The organism is Pantoea sp. GbtcB22 (assembly GCF_019091025.1).
In the GTDB taxonomy this organism is placed as follows: domain Bacteria; phylum Pseudomonadota; class Gammaproteobacteria; order Enterobacterales; family Enterobacteriaceae; genus Pantoea; species Pantoea leporis.
Genome location: NZ_JAGXKB010000002.1, coordinates 612,574 through 635,227 on the forward strand (window position 1 = coordinate 612,574; position 22,654 = coordinate 635,227).

Consider the following 22,654-nt stretch of genomic DNA (forward strand, 5'->3'; position numbering starts at 1 on the left):
ATTTGGGTCTTGGTGCGCAGTCAAATATTCCACTGCGCTCAGCGTGAAAAATGAGCGCGATATAAAAATGGTGTAAAAATATCGGCGTTACGCGTAAAAATGCTGTACGTAAATTCGCCTGCCACTGTTCGCTTCGGTCGCAAACAGGTATGTTCGCCCTCATTAGCCTCAACCCTGATAAACCACAGGAAATCTATGAGTCAAAGTGAAAAACAGTCCTTGCCTGCTGGCATGCTGGCGGCCGCAGGGATCGTGTTTGGGGATATCGGCACCAGCCCGCTTTATACCCTTAAAGAGTGCCTCTCCATTTTGCCTAATGGCGCCGTCTCCACCACCGCAGTGATGGGATTTTTGTCGCTGATTTTCTGGGCGCTGACGCTGATCGTGACGCTGAAATACGTCTGCTTTGTGATGCGCGCCGATCATGATGGCGAAGGCGGCGTATTAACGCTGATGTCGCTGGCACGCCAGCATGTTGGGCCGAAAGCCTCGCACATCATTGTGTTAGCAGGCTTGATTGGCGGCGCGTTCTTCTACGGCGATGGCGTGATCACGCCGGCGATTTCGGTGCTGTCGGCGATCGAAGGTATCGAAGTGGTGTCACCTGAGCTGGATAAATATGTGGTGCCGCTGGCAGTGGCGATTCTCACGTTACTGTTTATGATTCAAAAACACGGCACCGAGAAGGTCAGTAAAGTGTTCGGCCCGGTGATGTTTGTCTGGTTTGTGTCGATTGCCCTGTTAGGCATTCGCGGCATCCTGCTTAATCCTGAAGTGCTTTACGCGCTGAATCCCTCCTATGCGCTGACGTTCCTGCTTAGCCACAAAGCGCTGTCGTTTGCCGCGCTGGGCATGGTGGTGCTGGCGGTGACCGGCGCGGAGGCGCTGTACGCCGATATGGGACATCTGGGCAAAGCGCCGATTCGCATGGCCTGGCTGGTGATCGCCATGCCCGCGCTGGTGCTCAACTACTTTGGGCAGGGCGCGCTGGTCATTGCCGATGCGCAGGCTCTCAATAATCCGTTCTTTAATCTCGCGCCGGGTTGGGGACAGATCCCACTGATTGTGCTGTCAACGCTGGCCACGGTGATCGCCGCGCAGTCGGTGATTACCGGCGTGTATACGCTGACGCATCAGGCGATCCGTCAGGGATTTCTGCCGCCGATGCGCATCATCTTCACCTCGCACACGGAGTCCGGTCAGATCTATATTCCGGTGGTGAACTGGCTGCTGTTTGTCGCGGTGACGGTGATTGTGCTGGCGTTCCGACAATCTTCGGCGCTCTCTTCGGCGTACGGCATAGTGGTGACTGGCACCATGGTGATCACCGCTTGTCTGGCGGGCGTGGTAGCGCTGCGTAACTGGAAGTGGCCGCTGCCGGTGGCGCTGGTTTTCCTGCTGTGTATGTTAAGCATAGATGTGCCGCTGTTCAGCGCCAACCTGATGAAACTGCTGTCCGGTGGTTGGGTGCCGGTGCTGCTGGCGCTGAGCATGATGGGATTGATGCTCATTTGGAGCAGCGAGCGTAATCGCCTAATCCGCAAGTTGAATAACGATCCTGAGAGCCTGCAGGCGCTGGTGCGATCGCTGGAAACCCATCCGCCCAGTCGTGTGCCGGGCACCGCAATCTTCCTCTCACGTAAAGAGCATGAGATTCCGCAGGCGCTGTTACATAACCTTAAACACAACCGCGTGCTGCATAAACGTGTGGTGCTGCTGCATATTCGCACCACCGATATCCCGCGCGTCTACAACCAGAAGCGTCTGAGCATCACTCAATTGTCGCCAACCTTCTGGCAAGTGACCGCCGCTTACGGCTGGCGCGAGACGCCATCGATGGCCGAGATCCTGCATTTGTGCGGACTGGAAGGATTAGGTTGTACCGTCAATGAAGCCTCGTTCTTCACCTCGCACGACACGCTGGTGATGAAGAAGAGAAAAGGTTTGATGCGCATTAAAGGCGGTATTTTCCACTTCTGCCAGCGCAACGCGCAGCGCGCACATGAGCAATTCAATATCCCGCCGAATCGGGTCATTGAATTGGGCGGGCAGCGCGAATTTTAATCTGCCGATGACATAAAACGCAGGGATTGTAGCGGCGCAGTTCATTGCGCGATAAATCGCGCCGCTACGGATCAGGCGTTATATTCAACATCCAGTCGACTGTTAGGGTTAACACACCAAATGTAACCAGATGCAAAAATAGTCGCGCAAGGTTGAATGAGTTGTGGCTGAATCTTTCTTAACATCTAATTAGCAATTAAAGCTAAAACGCTTAACTTGAAAAGGTGTTTATTAACTTCACCGGCAATCATCACTCGCCGTAAACATCTAGGGTGTCAGCACATTACCAACAATTGAAAGATTCGTAGCTGCGGCCATTGGCTCAGTTATTATTTGCGAGGAGTATCGCCATGAAACAATTAATTAATGACGTAATATCTATTTTCACACCGCAATCCGTTAAACCGGTTTTAATTCGCGGCGATTTAACCCATCGCGAGCTTTCATCGATTCATCCGGTAGGCTTTACTTCGGTGAGCTGGGCGACTTCAATGGAAGAGCTGAATGACGCCTTTGTGCAGAAAGCCGTTGCTGCCGGTGCGGTGGGTTATCACATCACCGAAGTGGAATCCCACGAACCGGCGCACGATGGTCAGCACGTCATGGCCGCCACTGCCACCCTTTATCACATCAATAGCAAAGTGGCTTATGGCTAATGTTTATCTTCGATCTGCTTAAATCACAGCCTGCCCTTCATCATCGGCAGGCTTTTTTTTGCAAAATAGTCGACAAGAAAATCAATAAACACTTTAATGCGCGGCGATTCAGACGCGCGCTGCGTGTAAACCGCCCAGACATTCGCTTCCTGATACCATTGCGGTAATACGTGCAGCAATTGGTTTTCGCTTAAATATGGCGCCACATCCCACACAGAACGCAACGCAATCCCGTGCGATTTTAATGCCCAATTCAGAATCACTTTTCCGCTATTCGATGAGTAATGGCTATTCAGGCGACAAACGATTTTATTTTCGCCATCGGTTAACGTCCAATGCCCAAAGGTATTATTATTTTCATTAATAATAAGACAGCTGTGATCGATTAAATCATCCAGCGTCTCCAGCGGACGTGACCGGGCTAAATAATCTGCCGTAGCACAAAGAATACGCCGATTGGCGGCTAATTTTCGCGCAATGTAGGCGTGATTCACATCATCACCCACCCGAATATCGACGTCAGTGCCTGACTGCAATAAATCAATATCGCGATCGCTGAGCATCAATTTGATGTTCAGTGACGGATGACGCGTCATAAATTCGGCAATCGCATCGGACAAATAATCCTGGCCAAAGCCAAATGAACAGGCCACAGTCAAATCGCCGGTTAATTCGCCGCGCCACTGCTGAAAGTTATTCAGGAAGGAATCCATTTCGTGCACCACGTGCAACGCACCTTCCAGCGCCTTTTCACCTTCTGGCGTCAGGCGCATCACGCGGTTGGTGCGGAAAAACAGCCGGGTTTCCAACTGCTTTTCGAGGATGGCAATCCGCTTGCTGATGTAGGATGGCGACTGGCCGAGCTCAATCGCAGCGCGGCCAAAACCTTCATAGCGCGCTACGCTGATAAAGACATACAGATCTTCGACTGACGGCCAACCCTGAAGCGGCTTCTGATAACTTTTTCCGGCAAGCAGTATTTTCATCACCATCACGGCGTTAGCGAAATTTAGCCGGTTATAACACAGAATCCAGAAAGCGCTGAAGCTGACTTAAAAACAGTTCAGGCACTTCCTCATGCGGTGAATGACCGCAAGGTAATGCGTTGCCCTGAATATTGCGCGCTTTATCCCGCCAGGTTTCCACCACGTTATATAACTGGCCAACCGTGCCCTTTTCTCCCCATAACAACAGAAGCGGCGCTTCAATGCGTTTAGCGCTGTCCTGCGCATCATCGTCTAAATCAATCGTCGCCGCGGCGCGATAATCTTCGCATACCGCGTGAATCATCTCTTTATTTTGATAACAGCGCAGGTAATCGTTGAATATGACCTCCTCGGTGGCGCCCGGCGTTTTTAATTGCCCATCAATGTGTTTACGCAGGAATAATGCCGGATCGTGGCCGATCAGGATTTCAGGTAATGGATAAGGTTGAATCAGGAAGAACCACCAGAAATAGCGCGTGGCAAACGCTTTGTTGGTTAAGGCGTACATGGTCGCGGTCGGCGCAATATCAACAAACACGCAGCAGGAAAGTTTTTCCGGATGATCAAGCGCCAGCCGATGGCCCACGCGTGCACCGCGATCGTGCCCGACAAACGCCACGCGCTCTAATCCCAACGCCTCGATTAACAGGCTGATATCCTGCGCCATCACCCGTTTCGAGTAAGCGCGATGCGCCTCATCACTCGGCGGCTTGTCGCTGTCGCCGTAACCGCGCAGATCCGGCAGGATTACGCGATACTGCTGCGCCAGCTGCGGTGCAATTTTGCGCCACGCCAGATGATTTTGCGGATGTCCGTGCAGCATCAGCAGTGGCGGACCTTCGCCGCCCATCGCAACGCGCAGCGTCACGCCGTTCGCCAGACGCACATCGCTCAGCGTAAAGCCGCTGATAAAGGGTGAATCACCGCGTGGCGTAATCTCACTCATGCTGGTGCGTCCTGTTGGATTTGATCGCGCTTCAGCCACGGACGCTGAGCAAAATGCTGCGCTTCAAACTGTGTAATGTCGGATTCGTACTGCAACGTCCAGTCCACCGCGCTGCCGCCGCCCAATAACATCTCGCGTTTTAAGGCACTGATCGAAAAGGCAATGCGTTGATTATTGAAGAGGATCGCCTGTTGTTCCAGCGACACGGTAATGCGATTGCTGGCGGCATTGTTCGCAACATCGCTCAGGCGCTGATAATCCTCTTCGCTTAACGTCAGCGTCAAAACGCCATTGCGCTGGCAGTTATCGTCGAAGATGCCGGCAAAACTGGTGCCGATAATGGCGCGGATGCCGAGCTGATTAAGTCCCCAAACCGCATGTTCGCGGCTGGATCCACAGCCGAAATTGGCGCCCACCAGTAAGAAGGTGGCGTTTTCCCAACCGGCTTGATTAAGAATGAAAGCGGGATTTGGGCGGCCGTCGGGCAGGAAGCGCAGGTCGAAGAACACACCGCGATCCAAATTCTTACGATCGATGCCTTTGAGAAACTGCTTTGGCATGATCACATCGGTATCTATATTGGCCGCCGGTAGTGGCGCCAGCGTGCCCGTCATGTTGTTAAATGCTTCCATCTCAAACCTCTGCAGTCATGAATTTGCGGACATCAACCAGATGGCCAGCAATCGCGGCGGCGGCAACCATCGCCGGGCTCATTAAGTGCGTGCGCGCACCCGCGCCCTGGCGGCCAGGGAAATTGCGGTTGGTGCCAGACGCACAGCGATCGCCAGGCGCTAACACATCTTCGTTCATCGCCAGGCACATCGAGCAGCCCGATTGACGCCATTCGAAACCGGCGTTGACGAAAATCGCGGCTAACCCTTCCGCTTCTGCCTGCTGACGCACCTGCGTCGATCCCGGCACGATAATGCCGCGTACGTGCGGCGCGATTTTGTGTCCGTCGATAATCGCGGCGGCAGCGCGCAGATCCTCAATGCGGCCGTTGGTGCAGGAACCAATAAAGGCATGCGTGATGGCGATCTCGGCTAACGGCATGCCGGGTTCCAGCCCCATATATTGCAGCGCGCTCCGCAGCGTCTGCTGTTTCACCGCATCTGTTTCCTGCGCCGGGTCGGGCACGTGGCCGGTAATGGCACTGGCTTGATCCGGGCTGATTCCCCATGTCACTTTGGGTTCAAGATCGCTGCAGTTGATGGCGATGCGGCTATCGAACCGCGCGTCCGCATCGCTGCGTAAATCGCGCCACTCCGCAACGGCCTGCTGCCACAACTCGCCGGTCGGCATTTGCGGTTTGCCGGCGATATAGGCAAACACTTTTTCATCCGGCGCGATAATCGCACCGCGCGCACCGGCTTCCACTGCCATGTTGCACAGCGTCATGCGCCCTTCCATGCTCAGCGCTTCGATGGCAACACCGGCAAATTCAATGGCAAATCCGGTCGCGCCTGATGCACCAATCTGCTCGATCAGCGCCATGATGATGTCCTTCGCCGAACACCCAAACGGCAGCTCACCGCTCACCGTCACCAGCATGGTTTTAAGGGTGCGATAAATCAGGGTTTGCGTCGCCAGCAGGTGCTCGATTTCCGAGGTGCCGATGCCGAATCCGAGCGCGCCAAACGCGCCGTAAGTGGTGGTATGGCTGTCGCCTGCGGCAATCACCATACCGGGCATTACCAGGCCTTGCTCGTGTGCGACGACGTGTTCGATGCCTTGACGCGGGTCAAGCACATCGAACAGTTCGATGCCAAAATGCGCGGCGTTCTGGCGGAAGTAATCGACTTGTAACTGTCCGCCCGCGTCGGTCATCGCCTCATCACGCTCGGGGCGCGTTGGGTTAACGTGATCGACATTTAGCAAAATGGTGCCCGGATTGCGCACAAGACGCTGGTGATCGCGCAGGCCGCTAAACGCCTGCGGGCTGGTGTATTCATTGAGAATCGAGCGATCGATGTAGAGCAGCACATGCCCTTCGTCATCTAACTTACGAACCACATGCTGATCGATCAGTTTTTCATACAGTGTTTTGTTAGCCATGCCGTTGCCCACGCGAAAAGTAAAACAAGTCATTAGAGACGTTAGGGTAAATCAGTTTGTGCGCGGGGAACGAACACGCTTCGTGAAGTGATGTTTTATGAAATGTGCAGTAGCTAAGTTGGTCGCCATGAACAGCAAAAACTTCGCGCACGCTTTGTAGCGGCGCAATTGATTGCGCGATGAATCGCGCCGCTACGCAATGTGCGTAAAATAGCAGGAGTTTTATTTGACCTAAGTCGCGTCTACCGATATAAAGAATAACCGCGCAGCTTAAGCGGTTTATCTCCGATTAATTCCCCCTTCTGCTTATATTTCACGCTATTTTATTTTTTTAAGTTAATTAATTAACACCAATACTTTATTAACTAAAAACAAGTTAATCATTCCGTAACAATCTCTTAATGTGCAAACCGAATTTTTAACGTTCACCTGCATTGCATAATAAGTAGGACTGGAATGACTCACACCAAAAAGATCGTGTCTGCCCTATCGCTGGCAGCGCTGCTTGTCTCATCAGCGGTTCGCGCTGAAGACGCACCAGAAAAAACTGACGTTCTGCTGATTGGCGGCGGCATCATGAGCGCCTCGCTCGGCACCTGGCTGCAAGAGCTGCAACCGGGCTGGAAACAGCTGATGGTTGAGAAGCTGGACGGCGTCGCGCTGGAATCGTCCAACGGCTGGAACAACGCCGGTACGGGTCACTCTGCTAACATGGAGCTGAACTACACGCCTGAGCGTGCAGACGGTTCAATCGACGTTAGCAAAGCGCTGGAAATTAACGAATCCTTCATGATTTCGCGCCAGTTCTGGACGTCGCAGGTGCAGCGCGGTGTGTTGCACGATCCGCACTCCTTCATTAACTCTACGCCGCACATGAGCTTCGTCTGGGGCGACAAAAACGTCGAGTACCTGACGAAGCGTTACGATGCGCTGCAGAAAACCACCCTGTTCCAGGGCATGAAATTCTCTACCGATCATCAGCAGATCCAGCAATGGGCGCCGCTGGTGATGGAAGGTCGTGACCCGAACCAGAAAGTTGCGGCAACCTGGACGCCAGTCGGTACCGATGTTAACTACGGTGAAATCACCCGTCAGCTGATCGGTAGCCTGAAGAAAGATCAGAACTTCAAACTGGAAACCTTGTCAGAAGTCACTGATTTCAAGCGTAACGGCGATAACTCGTGGCACGTCACCATCAAAGATGTGAAGAGCGGCGATAAGCGTTCAGTTGATGCGAAATACGTGTTCATCGGTGCAGGCGGCGGCGCGATTAAGCTGCTGCAGAAAACCGGCATTCCGGAAGCAGACAACTACGGTGGCTTCCCGGTCGGCGGTTCGTTCCTGATGACCGAGAACCCAGAGATCGCTAATCGTCACCTGGAAAAAGTGTACGGTCAGGCTTCCGTAGGTGCGCCACCGATGTCGGTTCCACACATCGATTCACGTACCCTCGACGGTAAGAAAGTGGTGCTGTTTGGACCTTTCGCTACCTTCTCCACCAAGTACCTGAAAAACGGTTCGCTGTTCGATCTGCTGAGCGCGACCACCACCAGCAACATTATGCCGATGACGCATGTGGGCATCGACAACTTCGATCTGGTGAAATACCTGATTGGTCAGGTGATGCTGAATGACGACGACCGTTTTGCTGCGCTGAAAGAGTACTATCCAAACGCGCGTAAAGAGGACTGGAAACTGATTCAGGCAGGTCAACGTGTGCAGATCATCAAGAAAGATGCCGAAAAAGGTGGCTTGCTGAAACTGGGTACCGAAATCGTGACCGATCAGCAGAAAACCCTGGCGGCACTGTTGGGCGCGTCACCGGGCGCATCGACTGCTGCACCAATCACCCTCGACGTGATGAAAAAGCTGTTCCCAGAGCAGTTCGCTTCGCCAGAGTGGCAGCAGAAGATCCGCGCTATCGTGCCAAGCTTCGGTCAGAAGCTGAACGGCAACACCGCGCTGACGCAGCAAGTTTGGGACAACACCGCAGCGACGCTGCTGTTGACCAAGCCGCCGGTCATCAACATGGGTGATCAGACGGTTGCACCAACGCAGGCTAAGCCGCGTACTGAATCAGGCAAACAGGATATGGCGCTGTAATTCCCGCCAGAAGTGAATCAAGCCGGACACTGTCCGGCTTTTTTATTGTCTTTTCTAGGGGCGCCATTAACGGCGATCTCACGGAGATTTTTACGACTTTTTATAATCGGTGTAGGCGTTTTGTAAAACCACATGGTCGGCAATATATTTGGCATCGTGCCATACGCCATAAATAAACGATGATGCGCGATTCACCAGATTGGGCAAGCCAAGGAAGTAAATACCCCGTTCGGCGGAAATACCGCGTTTATGGAACGGCGCACCATTAGCATCAAAGGCATCCACTTTCAGCCAACTAAAATCAAATTTAAAACCGGTGGCCCAGATAATGCTGGTAATACCTGCGGCCTGTAGATCCAGTTCTGATAATGGATTAATTAAACATTCTGGATCTGGCAATAATTCCCATGCTTGCGGCTCGGGCGGTAAGTCCAGGCCATTACGTTCAATATAGGCATCGGCATCACGCAGTACGTCGAAATACGCTTTGTCGCCTTCAGCAATATTGTCCATTATACCCTCAGCAAAGCTCAGCACGCCGTTATCCCAGGTTTTGGTGATCCCCACCAACGTAATGCCCATGTGCGCCAGTCGGCGAAAATCGACCGTTTTGCCACCTTCATAACCACTCACGGCAAAAGCAACGTGCTGTTTCTTCGGCTTGATTTTGACTTCATCCCATAAGCCCAGCGCGCCCAGCCACCAGCAATAATCGCGGTCACGATAGGAACGTGGCGGACGGTAATGTTCGCCGATGGAGAGCGTCACTTCACGGCCAGATTTACGCAACTCTTCCGCAATTTGTGAGCCTGAAGCACCTGCGCCCACCACCAGCACGCCGCCCTGCGGCAGCTGCTGCGGATTTTTATACGCCGATGAATGGATCTGATGCAGCGCAGCGCTTTCCGGCACGATCTGTGGAAAAGCGGGTTTCTGGAAAGGACCGGTAGCCGCCACCACATTGTCAGCTTCAAATTCACCGGCCGACGTCAGTATCTTAAAACCGCTACGTTCTGGTAGACGCTCAACCGAATGGACTTCCACGCCGGTGCGCACCGGCGCATCGAGCATTTTTACGTAGTCTTCGAAATATTGCGCCATCCGCTCTTTCGGTGGGAACGCTTCCTGGGAAATATTATCGAATTTCATTGAAGGAAAACGATCGTGCCAGGCTGGGCCATTGGCCACCAATGAATCCCAACGTTCTGAACGCCAGCGTTCAGCAATACGGCTACGCTCTAACACCACATGTGGCACGCCCATTAACGACAGATGTTCACTCATCGCAATACCTGCCTGACCCGCTCCGACCACCACGGTATTAATTTTTTCTACTGACATGTGAGATCCCTAAAGATGATCGACCCCGATCTTTTCATGGAAAAGAGTAATCAGGTGTCGGATGACTACTATTCAGATTAATAAATGCTGTGCTATTCAATAAGCACAGCATTCCGTGCGAATACATTAATGCCCTGCTTCGACGTTCAATATTTTCCCCAAGCCTAAAAACTTATTCGCGATAATTAACATCGTCGCCGTAACAGCAATATAAATAACCGACAGTGCAGCCAGCGTTGGGTCGGCAAATTCACGCACATAGTTGTACATTGCCACCGGTAAGGTCTGCGTCGCTTGCGTGGTAATAAACAGCGAAGCGGTAAATTCGTTGAAGGAGAGAATTGCGGCAAATAACCAACCGCCAAACAAGCCAGGCAAAATCAACGGCACGGTTATGGTCCATACCACGCGCAACGGCGAAGCGCCGAGGCTTGCAGCCGCCATTTCAATGCGTTGCTCAAGGTTTTTCAGCGACACATACACGCTGCGCAGCACAAACGGCAGTACCAGCACGACATGGCAGAAGATCACCAGTGAATAACCGCGTCCAATGCCTAACTGCGAGACCAGCATCAGTAAGCCGAGGCCAATAGTGAAGTGCGGAATAAACAACGGTGACAACAGCACGCCTTCCAGTACCTGTTTACAGGGGAAAGTGTAACGTTCAATGGCAATCGCCAGCGTGGCGCCAATAATTACCGCCAGCGTTGAGGCCCATGCTGTCACAATCAACCCCGAATAGAAGCCGTGGCGGAAGTCATCGTAGTTCACTGCACGCTCAAACCAACGCAGCGACCAGCCTTTCGGTGGGAAGAACAGCACCGAGGTGCTGCTGAAGGAAGAGATCAACACCACAATGGTTGGCAGCAACACGAACAACAAAATCGCAATCACCAGCGAGCGTCCCGCCAGGGTAATCAATTTGTCGTTGAGGGATCGGGTCATTTCAGTGGTCTCCCATCGCATGGAGGAAGCGGCTCATACGTTTCAGCGCCATCAACAGCAGAATGGTCAAAATCAAACCGGCAATGCTGAGCGCAGCGGCAAACGGAAAATTCATTGAAGAGAAGCCCAGTTGATACACCATGGTAGCCACGGTGCTGACGCGTCCACCACCTATCAGCTGCGGCGTAGCGAAGGCGCTGAACGTCCAGGCAAACGCGGTGGTCAGGCTGGAAACGATGCCGGGAATCGATAGCGGAATGGTCACCGTCAGCAAGGTGCGAATCGGCCCCGCCCCCAGACTGGTGGCGGCTTTCTCATAATCAGGATTGATGTGCGACAGCGCAGTTGCCAGCATCATCACCATGATTGGCATGGTCACATGCACCAGCGCGACTACCACGCCGGTTTGGGTAAACATAAACTGGATCGGCTTGTTTATCAGACCCATCGCCAGCAGCAAGCTATTGAGGAAGCCGCTATTACCCAGCACGATGATCCACGAATATGTCCGTACCACTTCGCCGAGAAACAGCGGCGTAATGGCGATAATCAAGATGGTGGATTTGATCCAGGTAGTGCGCGTTCTCACCAGCGCATACGCCAGCGGATAACTCATCAGCAGCCCAAAAATCGCCGTTTTCGCACTGAGCATCACCGTGTTGATAAACGCATCGGCATAGATTTTCTTAAATAGACCGTTAAAGTTCGCCAGCGTGAATCCGCCTACATCTAGCGATCCTGGAATATAGGCCCGCACGCTAAACTGCATCACGGCAAACATGGCCACTACCAGCCCAAGCGCCGTGAACGTAGCGGGGATAATGAACCAGGGTAAGAATGTCGGTTTTTTCGTCATAGACGTTGTTGCCTGAATAAAGTGTTGCGACTCACCGGGCGGCCAATCGGCCGCCGCTATTTATCAATGTGACATGATGTTTTCAGAGAACCACTGCCGCCACTCGGCGGTTTTCTCCGCGCGCAGTTGCGGATCGGTGTTGATGGTGGCATTCCACTGTTCAGGCGTGGTCAGCATGCCAGGCAGCTTCGCCAGTTCTGGATCGATATGCGCATTGGTCACCGTTGGGCTGCCGCGATAAATTTTCGCCACTTCCTGCTGGATTTCCGGTTTCAGCGCAATATTTATGAACTTGTAGGCCAGTTCCGCATGTTTGCTGCCTTTATTGATACCGACGGTATCAACGCCCAAAATTGCGCCCTCTTTTGGCACTGCCAGCTTAATGTTGACGCCTTCTGCAATCATGCTGTAGGCGTTCATCGACAGCATCACCTGTACCGGCGTTTCGCCCGTGGAGATCAGCTGCTGGCTGTTGGCATCATCGGTATAGAAGGATTTGATGTTCGGGATCAGCGCTTTCAGCCTGGACTGGCCTTGTTCCCAATGCGCTGCATCCGAGCCAGAAAGTTTGGCGGACACCGCGATGATATGGCTCGGATCCCAATCTGGCAGCGCAATCGAGCTCTTCAGCTCCGGACGCCACAGATCGTTCCAGCTGGTAAATTCTTCACCCTTCGGCACTAAATCTGGACGGTAACCGATGGTGTAAACGTAGCCCCACACGCCAAGGTGATACGGGCTGACTTTGGCCTGCTGTACCAGATTCACCGCGTTAGGGATTTTGCTCATGTCGAGCTTTTCAAACAGGCCGCTGTTGGCATACAGATAACCGACATGCGCGGTGGTAAAGGTGACGTCAGTTTCCGGCGAACCGCCCGCCAGCTTGGCTTTGTTCAAACGATCGATGGTGCCGCCGGTGACGAACTGCACTTCTACGCCGGTTTCTTTGGTGAACTCTTTGGCGATAGTTTGATCAATCAGATCCTTAAAGCTGCCGCCCCAGGTGCTGACAATCAGCTTATCTGCGGCCACTGCATTCCCTACGCTCAATACACACGCGGTCAATAACGTTAAGGCACCCATCTTACGCAACATATTCTTGTCCCCAATGAATGAAATGGCTGTTGTCGCTGCTTTGCACCACCGTCTGGTCCATCGCGTCGCAATGCTCTAAAACAGTGCGAAGGCGGCTCTCGGGTGTTGAAGCGATAATGCCGTTGCGGTGAGATTGGGTAAAACAGCATTTCCCTCGCTGTTGCATCAGGATTTCTGAGGCTAAAAAAGCGGCCTGCTTAACAAGGATTTTCTGAAGCAGGAGTGAGGCAGACGCGAATGGTCGCTGGCGCAAGGACAGGTGATTATGCTGTAAGTCGGAATTTGGCATGAGAAATGCTTGAGTTGAATCGACCATATTAGAATGACTGACGCGACATGAGCGTGTCAGCGATCTCAGGAGAACCTGCATGCTCAGTCGCATCACCCAGCGTCAGCTGGAATATTTTGTCGCTTCCGGTGAAGCGGGCAGCATTATTGGCGCCTCGGAGCGTATTCACGTCTCCTCTCCGTCGATTTCCGCCGCCATCACCCACATTGAGTCTGAGCTTGGCGTGCAGCTGTTTGTGCGTCACCATGCCCAGGGCGTTTCACTCACCGCAATCGGCCACCAGGTATTAAAAGAGGCCAAACTGATCCTCGAACAGATGTCGAACCTTTACACCATTGCATCGGAATCAATGAACAACGTACGCGGCCCGCTGCGTGTTGGTTGCCTCGATACGTTAGCGCCAATGTTGACGCCGGAATTGGTGTTTGGCTTTGGCCGCGCCTTTCCCGGCGTGCGTATTTCGCTGGTGGAAGGCAATCATGAGTTGCTGTTAAAACAGCTGCGCTCAGCGGATATCGATATCGCCCTCACCTATGATTTGGTGCCCGCCAGCGATGTGACTTTCCAGTCGCTGGCGCAACTGCCGCCCTATGTAATGGTGGGTGAGCATCATCCGTTCGCCACACAATCCGCGGTTTCGATGCAGGATCTGGCTGCAGCGCCGATGGTGCTGCTGGATATGCCGTGGAGTCGTGAATATTTTCTTGGCTTGTTCAGCGAAGCCGGGGTGACGCCAAATGTGGTGATGCGCTCCAGCAGTATGGAAACGGTGCGCGCGATGGTGGCCAACGGTGTCGGCTTCGGTATCGCTAACGTACGACCTAAAGCGCATTTGTCGCAGGATGGTAAACGCTTGATTCGCGTGCGGTTGGCGGGGGTTAACAAGGCGATGCAGTTGGGTTATGCCACCATGGCGCAGGTACAGCAATCCAGGGTGGTGAGCGCTTTTGCCGAGCGTTGCCGCATGTTTATTTCCGACCAATATATTCCCGGCATGGCGGCACCGAGTTATTTCGATCCGCAAGTGGTGCGAGTGGCGTGAGATCCCTGGTCGCCATGAATGGCGACCAGCGGTTAATACCCCTGCTGCGGGAAGACCTGATGCAATACCGCTTCGCCGCGTGCGGCGCGCTGGATATTCGCGGCGACCTGCGATGCCGCGCTGGCCGGAATGGCAACCGAAGCCAGATGCGGCGTGATCAATACATTATCCATACCCCACAGCGCATCTTCGGGCGGCAACGGTTCGCGGTCAAACACATCCAGCGTCGCCTCGGCGATCTGTCCACACTGCAACGCCTGCGTTAACGCCGCCTGATCAACAATCGCTCCGCGCGACACATTGATAAACGCACAGCCGTGCGGTAACCGTGCCAGTCGTTTAGCACTCAGTAAGCCCTGGGTTTGCGGCGTGAGCGGCAGCATCACTACCAAAATATCGCTGCCGGCGAGGAAAGCATCCAGCGCGTCTATTCCGCTGCTACAGGTAATGCCGTCGATGGTTTTCTGCGATCGTGACCAGCCGCGCACATCCAATCCCTGGCGCGTCAGCTCAAGCGCGGCGTGCGCGCCCAATTCACCCAATCCCAGCACGCCAACGCGCACGGTTTCCGGCGAACGCGGATGCAGGTAATGCCAGCGTCGTTCACGTTGTGCCCGCTCAAAAGCCGGAATGTCACGCACATAACGCAGCACGGCAAACAGCACGAAGCTGGCCATCATCCGCGCCATATGCGGGTCAGACAAACGAACAATGGGAATATCCGGCAAATCATCGCGCCCGACCAGCGAATCAACGCCCGCACCCAGATTTATAAGCAGTTTCAGGTTGCGATAAGGGGCGAAAAAACCTTGCGGCGGCTTCCACACCAACGCGAAATGCACCTCAACATCGTTTTGCACCTCTTCCGCCCGACAAAGCGTTACGCCCGGCAGATGCGGAGCGAGCAACGCTGACCACTGTTCAAAACTGTCAAACTCGCTGTAAAAGACCAAAATACTCATGCCGCATTCGCCTTGATCAACTCAACTACCGCATCAATTGCCAGTTCGTAACCGATCACGCCCAAACCGGCAATCACGCCGGTGGCGGCTTTTGATACCAGCGAATGATGGCGGAACGGCTCGCGTTTCCAGATATTACTCATGTGCGCTTCGATGATCGGGCCATCAAACATCAGCAATGCATCGAGAATCGGCACCGAACTGTAGGTTAAACCGGCGGCGTTAATGATCAATCCGGCAGCCTGCTGACGCGCTTCCTGAATCCAGTCAACCAGCACGCCTTCGTGATTGCTTTGGCGAAATTGCAGTGTGATGTTGTGTGATGCTGCCCGGCGCTGGCAGCGTTCATCAATGCTGGCAAAGCTTTCGCTGCCGTAAGTGCCGTTCTTGTCCATGCCGTATAGATTAGCGTTCGGGCCGTTAAGAAAAAAAATCTGCTGTGTCATCTGAGCTCCTGAGTCACTGTGCCGTTGTCGCCCGAAAGGGTGACCGAATGACGATTAATGGCGATCAATGCGGGCGCGTGGCGGCCATCGCGGGATGGGCGTCGAACAGGGCGAACCACGCGGCAGTCAGCGGATGGTTTGCCCGCCAGTTAAGAACATCGAAGCGAAAATCGAGATAACCGAGCGCGCAGCCAATGGCAATCAAACCCACGTCATCAGGCTGCGTACTAAAACCCGCAACCTGACACTCAATTTCCCGTAGCGCCGCATGGACTTTTTTCAGCTGAGCATCGGCCCAGCCTTGCCACTGCTTTTCCAATGGGCGGGCACTGTACTCGTAACGCGCCAGCAAGGCGGCATCGATCAAACCGTCGCCCAATGCCTGGCGCGACAAACTCAACCAGCGCGCATCACCCTTTGACGGGATTAAGTCGCCCTTCGCGCGGGCATTGAGGTATTCGCATATCACGCGGCTGTCGTAGAGACATGCCCCTTGTTCGGTTCGCAGTGCGGGCACTTTGGCTAACGGATTAACGATGGCGATGCGCTCATCACGTTCAACCGGATGCGCCGCCGAATCCAGAAGCTCAATCTCATTCGTGAGCCCAAGACAATGCGCAGTCACCATCACTTTACGCACATAGGCAGAGGTGGTGGCGTAAAACAGTTGCATCATACCAACGCTCCCTGCTGATCCACGCTCAGCAACACTTTGCCAATGTTGGCGTTGGCCTCAAGGATTCGATGTGCCTCCGCCGCCTGCGCCAGCGGCAAAATTTGATGCAGCGTGGGTTTGATTTTGCCTGCTACGATCAGCGGCAGCAGATGTTTGCGGATGCACGTCGCCAGGCGCGCCTTTTCAGCAGCGCTTTTGGGGCGCAGCGTGGAAGAGGTTAAACTCAATCCTTTACGCATCACCAATTGCAGATCGAGCTCGATCTTCGCGCCCTGCATAAATGACAAGCTCACATGACGTCCGCCTTGCGCTAACACGCTAAGATTACGCGCCACGTAATCACCACCCACGTTATCCAGCACCACATCCACGCCTTGCCCTGCGGTTTCCGCTGCAATCACCGCGACAAAATCCTCTTTATGGCGATCGATGGCGCGCCAGACGCCAAGCTGTTGCAGCGCCGCAGTTTTGTTGGCACCGCCTGCGGTGGCCACCACACGTGCTCCACAGGCGTGCGCACATTGGATGGCAAAGGTGCCAACGCCGCTGGCGGCACCGTGAATCAGTACGGTTTCACCGGGGGCTAAACGGCCCAGCTCAAACAGGTTGTGCCACACAGTAAATGCCGCTTCGGGGATGCCCGCTGCATGCGCCAACGGCAGATTATCGGGCACCGGCAAACACAATTCAGCGCGCGCCACGCAATAGTCGGCATAACCGCCACCGTTCAGCAGCGCCATTACCGCGTCGCCGATGGTGAAACCACTAACCCCTGCACCTAACGCCACCACGTTACCTGCTACCTCCAGACCGAATACATCTGAGCTGCCCGGTGGGATTGGCATGCCGCTACGCTGCATAATGTCAGGACGATTAACACCCGCGCTGGCGACGCGAATCAATACTTCACCCGCCGCAGGTTGTGGCACGGTACGTTCTACCACCGTTAACACCTCTGCGCCGCCCGGCTGGCGGGCAATTACCGCGTTCATCATTTCAGGCACCATCGGATCTTATCCTTGCTTAGCGGCGGTAAAGGCGCACACGCCTTCATCATCAAAGGTGATGCCCACTACGCTACCCACTGGCCAGCGGGTTAGGGATTCCAGACCCGACTGGCGCGCAAACAGCGAGGCGCTGCCGAGCGCTGGCACATCAAGATGCACATCAACGTGATCGCCCTGAAACACATGGGTGATCACCGTGGCGCTCAGGAAACAGTGCGAAGAGAGCGGCCCCAATTGAATGTTTTCCGGACGCACATACACATCGAGTCGCTCGCCAACGCTCGCCTGCACGCGCTCTGCCGGCAGACGCAGCACATTGCCGCCCAGCTCAAGCACCGCAGCGTGATCGCGCCCGGCATAACGTCCAGGCAAGATGTTGACGTCACCGACAAAGCCCGCCACAAACGGATCGCGCGGCTGGCGATAGATTTCATCCGGTGTACCGATTTGACGCACATGCCCCGCTGACATCACCACCACACGATCGCTCATGCTAAGCGCTTCGCCCTGATCGTGGGTGACAAACACCGTGGTGACGCCTAACTTGCGCTGGATGGCTTTCAGTTCGACCTGCATCGATAAACGCAGATTCTTGTCCAGCGCGGAAAATGGCTCATCCAGCAACAAGACTTTTGGACGGATCACCAGCGCACGCGCCAGTGCCACACGCTGCTGTTGTCCGCCGGAGAGTTCACGCGGTTTGCGATGGCCGTAACCCGCCAGTTTGACCAACGCTAATGCTTGCTCAACGCGCTCCGCGATTTCGGCCTTTGGCACCCCGCGCATACGCAGACCATAACCCACATTTTTTTCCACCGTCATATGCGGAAACAGCGCGTAGTTCTGGAACACGATGCCGATTTCACGCTGGTAAGGGGGAATTTCCGTGACCAATTCGCCATCAATAAAAATCTCGCCGCCATCAGCTTCAGCAAAACCGGCCATCAAATTGAGCAACGTGGTTTTGCCGCAGCCCGATGGGCCGAGTAGGGTAATAAATTCCCCTTCCTCAATAGTCAGGGAAATTTTGTGCAGTGCGATAGCGTCGCCAAACTTCTTCAGCACGCCATCTAACTGTACGGCGATGTTGCTGCTTTTCACTGCGGGGCGCGGCATATCGGGCTGTGGGAATCGGGTGATTTCTGCACTAACCATGAACTCTCCAAAGCAATTGGTGTGACGTTGTCACAGTAATTATTGACTCATCCATGCGGCTAAGCGCTGCAACATGGCGTCACAGGCATCCAACTGAGCGATGCTGATGAATTCGTCGGGTTTATGACCTTGCGCCATGCTGCCAGGCCCACAAATGACACTGGGAATACCGGCCTGGTGGAACAAGCCGCCTTCGGTGCCAAAGGCTACCGTGCTGAAGTCGCTGGATTGAGTGAGATAGGCGATCAATCGCGCAGCGTCACTTTGCGCATCGGTTAATAACCCGGGATAGCCACTGATAGGATAAAAACGGATCGCGCTGTCCACTGCGACGGCCTGCATACGCGGCACCAGCTCTGATTGCGCGAAGGTCTCGATCTCAGCGGCAACGGCTTGCGCGTCATGCTGGGGCAAGGTGCGCACTTCAAAATCAAAGACGCATTCAGCGGGCACGATGTTCAATACGGTGCCGCCACGAATAATCCCGGTTTGCACCGTCGTAAAAGGGGGATCGAAACGTGTGTCATGTTGTTCAGCCTGCGCCAGGCGCTCGCCGATCGCCGTTAATTGGTGAACTAGCTGCGCAGCATATTCGATGGCATTGACACCCTGCGGCGCATAGGCAGAATGGCAAGCCGCGCCCTTCACTTCGCAGCGCACACCCAGTTTTCCCTTATGACCGAGCACCGGTTGCAATTCGGTGGGTTCACCAATCAGGCAGATTGACGGCTTTTCCGGGCGCTGCAACAGCGCCTCCAGCAAGGTGCGCACGCCCAGGCAGCCGACCTCTTCGTCATAGGAGATTGCCAGATGCAGCGGCTGCTTTAGCGGCTGTGCCAGAAAATGGGGCACTGCCGCCAGCATGCAGGCGATGTAACCTTTCATATCAGCGGTGCCGCGCCCGTATAACTTGCCATCACGTTCGGTGAGCGTGAACGGTGGCACGCTCCAGTTTTGTCCCTCCACCGGCACCACATCGCTGTGGCCGGAGAGCATCACGCCGCCATCGCCAGCGGGTCCAAGACGTGCATACAAATTGGCTTTACTGCGTTCCGCGTTGTGAATTAGCTCACCGCTTACACCCAAATCATTCAGGTAACGCCAGACGAAATCGATCAATGCCAGGTTGGATTCACGGCTGGTGGTGTCAAACGCCACCAGCTTTTCAAGCAGTTGTCGGCTGGTAAACATGGAAACTCCTACTCGTCGCCCGGCACGCCATAACGGGGTGCCTGCGTTGGATCGATGGCGCGCGTCACGTAATCGTTCATTTGCGGTTGATAAGCCAGCCACAGCTGGTCGAGTTTGCTAATTGGATCGCCATCCGTCCAGTCAACACGCAGATCGACAATCGGCCACACCTGATCATCAACGATCGACAAGGCAGAAGAGTGCACCGGCCCCGCTTCCCCGCCCGCCTGCATGCCCGCTTGCATCGCCGCCATTAAGCGCTCGGCTAAATGACCGGAATGCTGTTCGAAGGCGCTTACCATCGCCGGAATCACCTCAGGATTAGCCAGCAGATTGCCCGCCGCAACACAGTGATGACCGGTTTGCGCGTTATGAATGCCGAGCGTTTTATCGCCGCTAAAGCAGGCCGTTTGGCCATCGGCGGCTAACACCGTCACCTGGCGATAAGAGGAAGAGTCGTCGCTGGCGAGCCCGGCTTTGAGCGCGGCTTCTGCGCTGTCGCCTTGTTGCAGGCGATCAAGAATGCGCGGGCCTAGCGCGGGTAAGGTAATGTTCTGGGTTGATACTGCGCCCACTGCCGCGCGTAGCCATGGGCAACGTGCGCCTACCGCAATGCTGGATGAGCTAATGGCAATGCCGATTTGACCGGTTGCGTCGCAGCGTCCCACAATGGATAACGTCATCGTCTCGCGCCTCTTATTCCGCTTGCCAGTCGTCAGGAATAACCGCGATCACATCGATTTCCATCAACCATTGCGGTTGACCTAAACCGGAAATCACCAAACCGGTGGAGATCGGGAACACACCTTTCAGCCACTTGCCGACCACCTGATACACCGGCTCGCGATAGCGGGGATCAATGATGTAAGTGGTGGTTTTGACGATGTGCGATAAATCGCTGCCCGCTTCTTCCAGAAGCTGTTTAACGTTTTTCATCGCCTGTTCGGCTTGCGCGGCGGGATCGCCTAATCCTACCAGGTTGCCCGCGAAGTCGGTGCCAATCTGCCCACGGACATACACGGTATTGCCTGCGCGCACCGCCTGACAGAGATCGTTATCCAGCGCCTGATTGGGATAGGTTTCTTTGGTGTTGAATTTACGGATGCGAGTATGTGTGGTCATGCTGGCCTGCTCTGCGAAAAAAGGTTTTCGCAAGGTATACCCTCCTACGCCTGGCAGCGAAAACAGCATTAACTGAGGTGTTGCTTTAAAAAATCCGAAGGAGCTAACGATAGTGATTTTTAGCATTAAATTGTGAACATCATCACCTGCCGACTAACCGGTGTTTACCGGACGTGCGTTATGAGGTAAACCACCCTCCTTATTCCCCTAACTCTCAGATAAGGATATAAAAATGTTTGCAAAGCAGTATGAGGTGGATGAAAAGCATGTCGATTTTCAGGGCGTGGTCGATGGCCTTTATTATCCGTTTTATATGGAGTGGACGCGCCACGCTTACATGCGTGAAGCTTTAGGTATCGATATTGAAGAAGAGTTTAAACAGGGCAAAATTACGCTCCCGCACCGGATTGCGGTGCGGGGGGAACCCGTTTTCCCCTCAGCCTGTTAATAGAGAAATAAATTTCCACATAACATCAGTGGCTAAATGACTGGAATAAGAAACCCCAATTTTTCATCACTGATGGTGATGCGGTCCCGGCCCAACTGATTCACGCATAATTAATTCCCCGGCAAAGGTTTTGTCATTGCGCATTTCGCCGCCATCCAGCATGGAAATCAGGCGTTCAATGGTTTCCTGAATCATCTCGGTTACCGGCATTTTCACGCTGGATAACGCCGGAATGGTAAACGGCGCCAGCGGGATATCATCGAAACCGATCACTGCCACTTTTGCAGGCACCGCAATCTGCGCGGCCGCCAGCGCTTTGAGCGCGCCCACCGCCATATCATCGTTACTGGCCACCAGCGCCGTGAAATTTCTGCCCTGGTTCAGTAACTGTTGTACCGCTGTCATGCCGTTTTGCGCCTGCCATTTTCCTTCGACCACCAGCGCATCTTCAACGGCAATGCCATGTTTGGTCAGCGCGGCGTGGTAGCCCGCCAGACGTTCGCGGCCGGTCGGCGAATCCAGCGAACCGGTGATAAAGGCGATGTCGCGATGGCCCAGCGCAATCAGCTGCTCCACCGCTGCGCTGCTGCTGCGCTGTTGATCCGAGTAAATGCAGTAACTGTCGTGCTGACGCAGACGGCGGTTGATCACCAATATCGGGTGTTTATGCTGCGCAATGATGCTGTCCATTTCATCGGTGGTGAGAAAACGCGGATAGATGATCACGCCATCGCAGCGCAAATCGAGCAGGAACTGAATGGCCGCACGCTCCTCTTCGGCGCTGTGTTTACCATCCACCAGCAACAACTGACGTCCCTGCTGTTCCATCAGGCGCGCAGAGTGCTGCATCAACTCGCTGAAGTAGCTGCCGGTGTAAAGGGTATTGGTGATCACTAGCCCAATCGTCTGGCTGGATTTGGTCGCCAGATTGCGCGCCAGCAAGTTAGGGCGGAAATCAGTAGCGGCAATCGCCTGATACACCTTCTCGCGTTTTTCCTGGCTGACATAGCCGTTGCCAGACAGCACACGCGATACAGTCGCTTTGGATACGCCTGCTACTTTTGCCACCTCGATTATCGTCGCCATGATTCACTCTTTTTCCATGCTCATTGCAGCAGTGTACCTAAGCTCCGAAACAGGCGGCAATTTTTCTGCCATTACCGCATAGCCGTCCAATTAGTCAAAGCGATCAACTTCACACTTTCAACTATCGAATTTTAAATTTCTTGCCTGGATTACATTGCATCTTCATGATTTTGTGAAACCGGT

The 22,654-nt window shown here is 54.1% G+C and carries 22 protein-coding genes and 1 pseudogene; 5 read left to right on the forward strand and 18 right to left on the reverse strand.

All coding sequences use genetic code 11. The features are described 5' to 3' along the window. The first annotated feature begins 195 nt into the window (after nt 1–195). The gene (gene kup, locus KVT28_RS10660) at nt 196–2,064 is read left to right on the forward strand and encodes a low affinity potassium transporter Kup (protein ID WP_137387352.1); all 1,869 of its coding nucleotides are present in this window, start codon (nt 196–198) and stop codon (nt 2,062–2,064) included. Nucleotides 2,065–2,414: 350 nt separating this feature from the next. Then, on the forward strand, nt 2,415–2,720 hold the full coding sequence (locus KVT28_RS10665; RefSeq protein ID WP_101761538.1) for a DUF1471 domain-containing protein: 306 nt from the start codon (nt 2,415–2,417) through the stop codon (nt 2,718–2,720). Nucleotides 2,721–2,743: 23 nt separating this feature from the next. Here KVT28_RS10665 and KVT28_RS10670 read toward each other — a convergent pair whose 3' ends face one another. From KVT28_RS10670 to leuC, 4 genes are read right to left on the reverse strand one after another with little or no spacing between them, the layout of a single operon-like run. Further along, a complete protein-coding gene (locus KVT28_RS10670; RefSeq protein ID WP_217548285.1) occupies nt 2,744–3,706 on the reverse strand; it encodes a LysR substrate-binding domain-containing protein in 963 nt (320 codons plus the stop codon). Nucleotides 3,707–3,737: 31 nt separating this feature from the next. Next, a complete protein-coding gene (locus KVT28_RS10675) occupies nt 3,738–4,652 on the reverse strand; it encodes an alpha/beta fold hydrolase (protein WP_217548287.1) in 915 nt (304 codons plus the stop codon). Then, complete coding sequence (gene leuD / locus KVT28_RS10680; protein ID WP_217548289.1) at nt 4,649–5,284, reverse strand: 3-isopropylmalate dehydratase small subunit; 636 nt, start codon at nt 5,282–5,284, stop codon at nt 4,649–4,651. The genes KVT28_RS10675 and leuD overlap by 4 nt, the downstream gene beginning before the upstream one ends. Nucleotide 5,285: 1 nt before the next feature. Next, a complete protein-coding gene (gene leuC, locus KVT28_RS10685) occupies nt 5,286–6,707 on the reverse strand; it encodes a 3-isopropylmalate dehydratase large subunit (protein WP_217548291.1) in 1,422 nt (473 codons plus the stop codon). 456 nt (nt 6,708–7,163) lie between these two features. Between leuC and mqo the strand changes: the two genes are divergently transcribed. Continuing rightward, on the forward strand, nt 7,164–8,810 hold the full coding sequence (mqo, locus tag KVT28_RS10690) for a malate dehydrogenase (quinone) (protein WP_137387347.1): 1,647 nt from the start codon (nt 7,164–7,166) through the stop codon (nt 8,808–8,810). A gap of 90 nt (nt 8,811–8,900) precedes the next feature. Here mqo and KVT28_RS10695 read toward each other — a convergent pair whose 3' ends face one another. The 5 genes from KVT28_RS10695 to KVT28_RS10715 all read right to left on the reverse strand — a co-directional run bounded on the left by KVT28_RS10695 (nt 8,901) and on the right by KVT28_RS10715 (nt 13,336). Continuing rightward, nucleotides 8,901–10,151 carry an NAD(P)/FAD-dependent oxidoreductase gene (locus KVT28_RS10695; protein WP_217548293.1) on the reverse strand — a complete coding sequence of 417 codons (1,251 nt, stop codon included), beginning with the start codon at nt 10,149–10,151 and terminating at the stop codon, nt 8,901–8,903. Between the two features lie 126 nt (nt 10,152–10,277). Then, nucleotides 10,278–11,096 carry an ABC transporter permease gene (locus KVT28_RS10700; protein WP_101761543.1) on the reverse strand — a complete coding sequence of 273 codons (819 nt, stop codon included), beginning with the start codon at nt 11,094–11,096 and terminating at the stop codon, nt 10,278–10,280. Between the two features lies 1 nt (nt 11,097). Continuing rightward, nucleotides 11,098–11,952: an ABC transporter permease gene (locus tag KVT28_RS10705; protein ID WP_101761544.1), complete on the reverse strand. Its 855-nt coding sequence runs from the start codon at nt 11,950–11,952 to the stop codon at nt 11,098–11,100. Between the two features lie 63 nt (nt 11,953–12,015). Next, nucleotides 12,016–13,047 (reverse strand): polyamine ABC transporter substrate-binding protein, encoded by a 1,032-nt coding sequence (locus KVT28_RS10710; RefSeq protein ID WP_217548295.1) that lies wholly within the window; start codon nt 13,045–13,047, stop codon nt 12,016–12,018. Beyond that, nucleotides 13,037–13,336 carry a hypothetical protein gene (locus tag KVT28_RS10715; RefSeq protein ID WP_192234777.1) on the reverse strand — a complete coding sequence of 100 codons (300 nt, stop codon included), beginning with the start codon at nt 13,334–13,336 and terminating at the stop codon, nt 13,037–13,039. Before KVT28_RS10715 ends, KVT28_RS10710 begins: the two co-directional genes overlap by 11 nt. Nucleotides 13,337–13,415: 79 nt before the next feature. Between KVT28_RS10715 and KVT28_RS10720 the strand changes: the two genes are divergently transcribed. Next, nucleotides 13,416–14,378 (forward strand): LysR substrate-binding domain-containing protein, encoded by a 963-nt coding sequence (locus KVT28_RS10720; protein WP_101761546.1) that lies wholly within the window; start codon nt 13,416–13,418, stop codon nt 14,376–14,378. Between the two features lie 32 nt (nt 14,379–14,410). On the opposite strand, the gene KVT28_RS10725 is transcribed toward KVT28_RS10720, so the two are convergent. The 8 genes from KVT28_RS10725 to KVT28_RS10760 form a co-directional block, all read right to left on the reverse strand. Continuing rightward, nucleotides 14,411–15,340 (reverse strand): glyoxylate/hydroxypyruvate reductase A, encoded by a 930-nt coding sequence (locus KVT28_RS10725; RefSeq protein ID WP_217548297.1) that lies wholly within the window; start codon nt 15,338–15,340, stop codon nt 14,411–14,413. Beyond that, entirely contained in the window at nt 15,337–15,786 is a 450-nt protein-coding gene (locus KVT28_RS10730; protein WP_137387340.1) for a type II 3-dehydroquinate dehydratase, read from the reverse strand. The genes KVT28_RS10725 and KVT28_RS10730 overlap by 4 nt, the downstream gene beginning before the upstream one ends. Before the next feature lie 64 nt (nt 15,787–15,850). After that, entirely contained in the window at nt 15,851–16,462 is a 612-nt protein-coding gene (locus KVT28_RS10735) for a glutathione S-transferase family protein (protein ID WP_217548299.1), read from the reverse strand. Continuing rightward, nucleotides 16,459–17,457, reverse strand: coding sequence for an NAD(P)H-quinone oxidoreductase (locus KVT28_RS10740; protein ID WP_254633500.1), 999 nt, complete (start codon nt 17,455–17,457; stop codon nt 16,459–16,461). Before KVT28_RS10740 ends, KVT28_RS10735 begins: the two co-directional genes overlap by 4 nt. Nucleotides 17,458–17,475: 18 nt before the next feature. Continuing rightward, the gene (locus tag KVT28_RS10745; protein WP_217548303.1) at nt 17,476–18,624 is read right to left on the reverse strand and encodes an ABC transporter ATP-binding protein; all 1,149 of its coding nucleotides are present in this window, start codon (nt 18,622–18,624) and stop codon (nt 17,476–17,478) included. A gap of 39 nt (nt 18,625–18,663) precedes the next feature. Then, nucleotides 18,664–19,815 carry an acetylornithine deacetylase gene (gene argE, locus KVT28_RS10750; protein WP_192234766.1) on the reverse strand — a complete coding sequence of 384 codons (1,152 nt, stop codon included), beginning with the start codon at nt 19,813–19,815 and terminating at the stop codon, nt 18,664–18,666. An 8-nt stretch (nt 19,816–19,823) separates the two neighbouring features. Further along, entirely contained in the window at nt 19,824–20,498 is a 675-nt protein-coding gene (locus KVT28_RS10755) for a DUF1028 domain-containing protein (protein WP_101761553.1), read from the reverse strand. A 13-nt stretch (nt 20,499–20,511) separates the two neighbouring features. Beyond that, nucleotides 20,512–20,937 carry a RidA family protein gene (locus tag KVT28_RS10760; RefSeq protein ID WP_008106850.1) on the reverse strand — a complete coding sequence of 142 codons (426 nt, stop codon included), beginning with the start codon at nt 20,935–20,937 and terminating at the stop codon, nt 20,512–20,514. 232 nt (nt 20,938–21,169) lie between these two features. Between KVT28_RS10760 and KVT28_RS10765 the strand changes: the two are divergent. Further along, nucleotides 21,170–21,328, forward strand: a pseudogene (locus tag KVT28_RS10765) (acyl-CoA thioesterase); the annotation flags it as partial. 123 nt (nt 21,329–21,451) lie between these two features. Here the strand turns inward: KVT28_RS10765 and KVT28_RS10770 are convergent. Then, nucleotides 21,452–22,471 carry a LacI family DNA-binding transcriptional regulator gene (locus tag KVT28_RS10770; protein ID WP_217548305.1) on the reverse strand — a complete coding sequence of 340 codons (1,020 nt, stop codon included), beginning with the start codon at nt 22,469–22,471 and terminating at the stop codon, nt 21,452–21,454. Nucleotides 22,472–22,654: the final 183 nt, after the last annotated feature.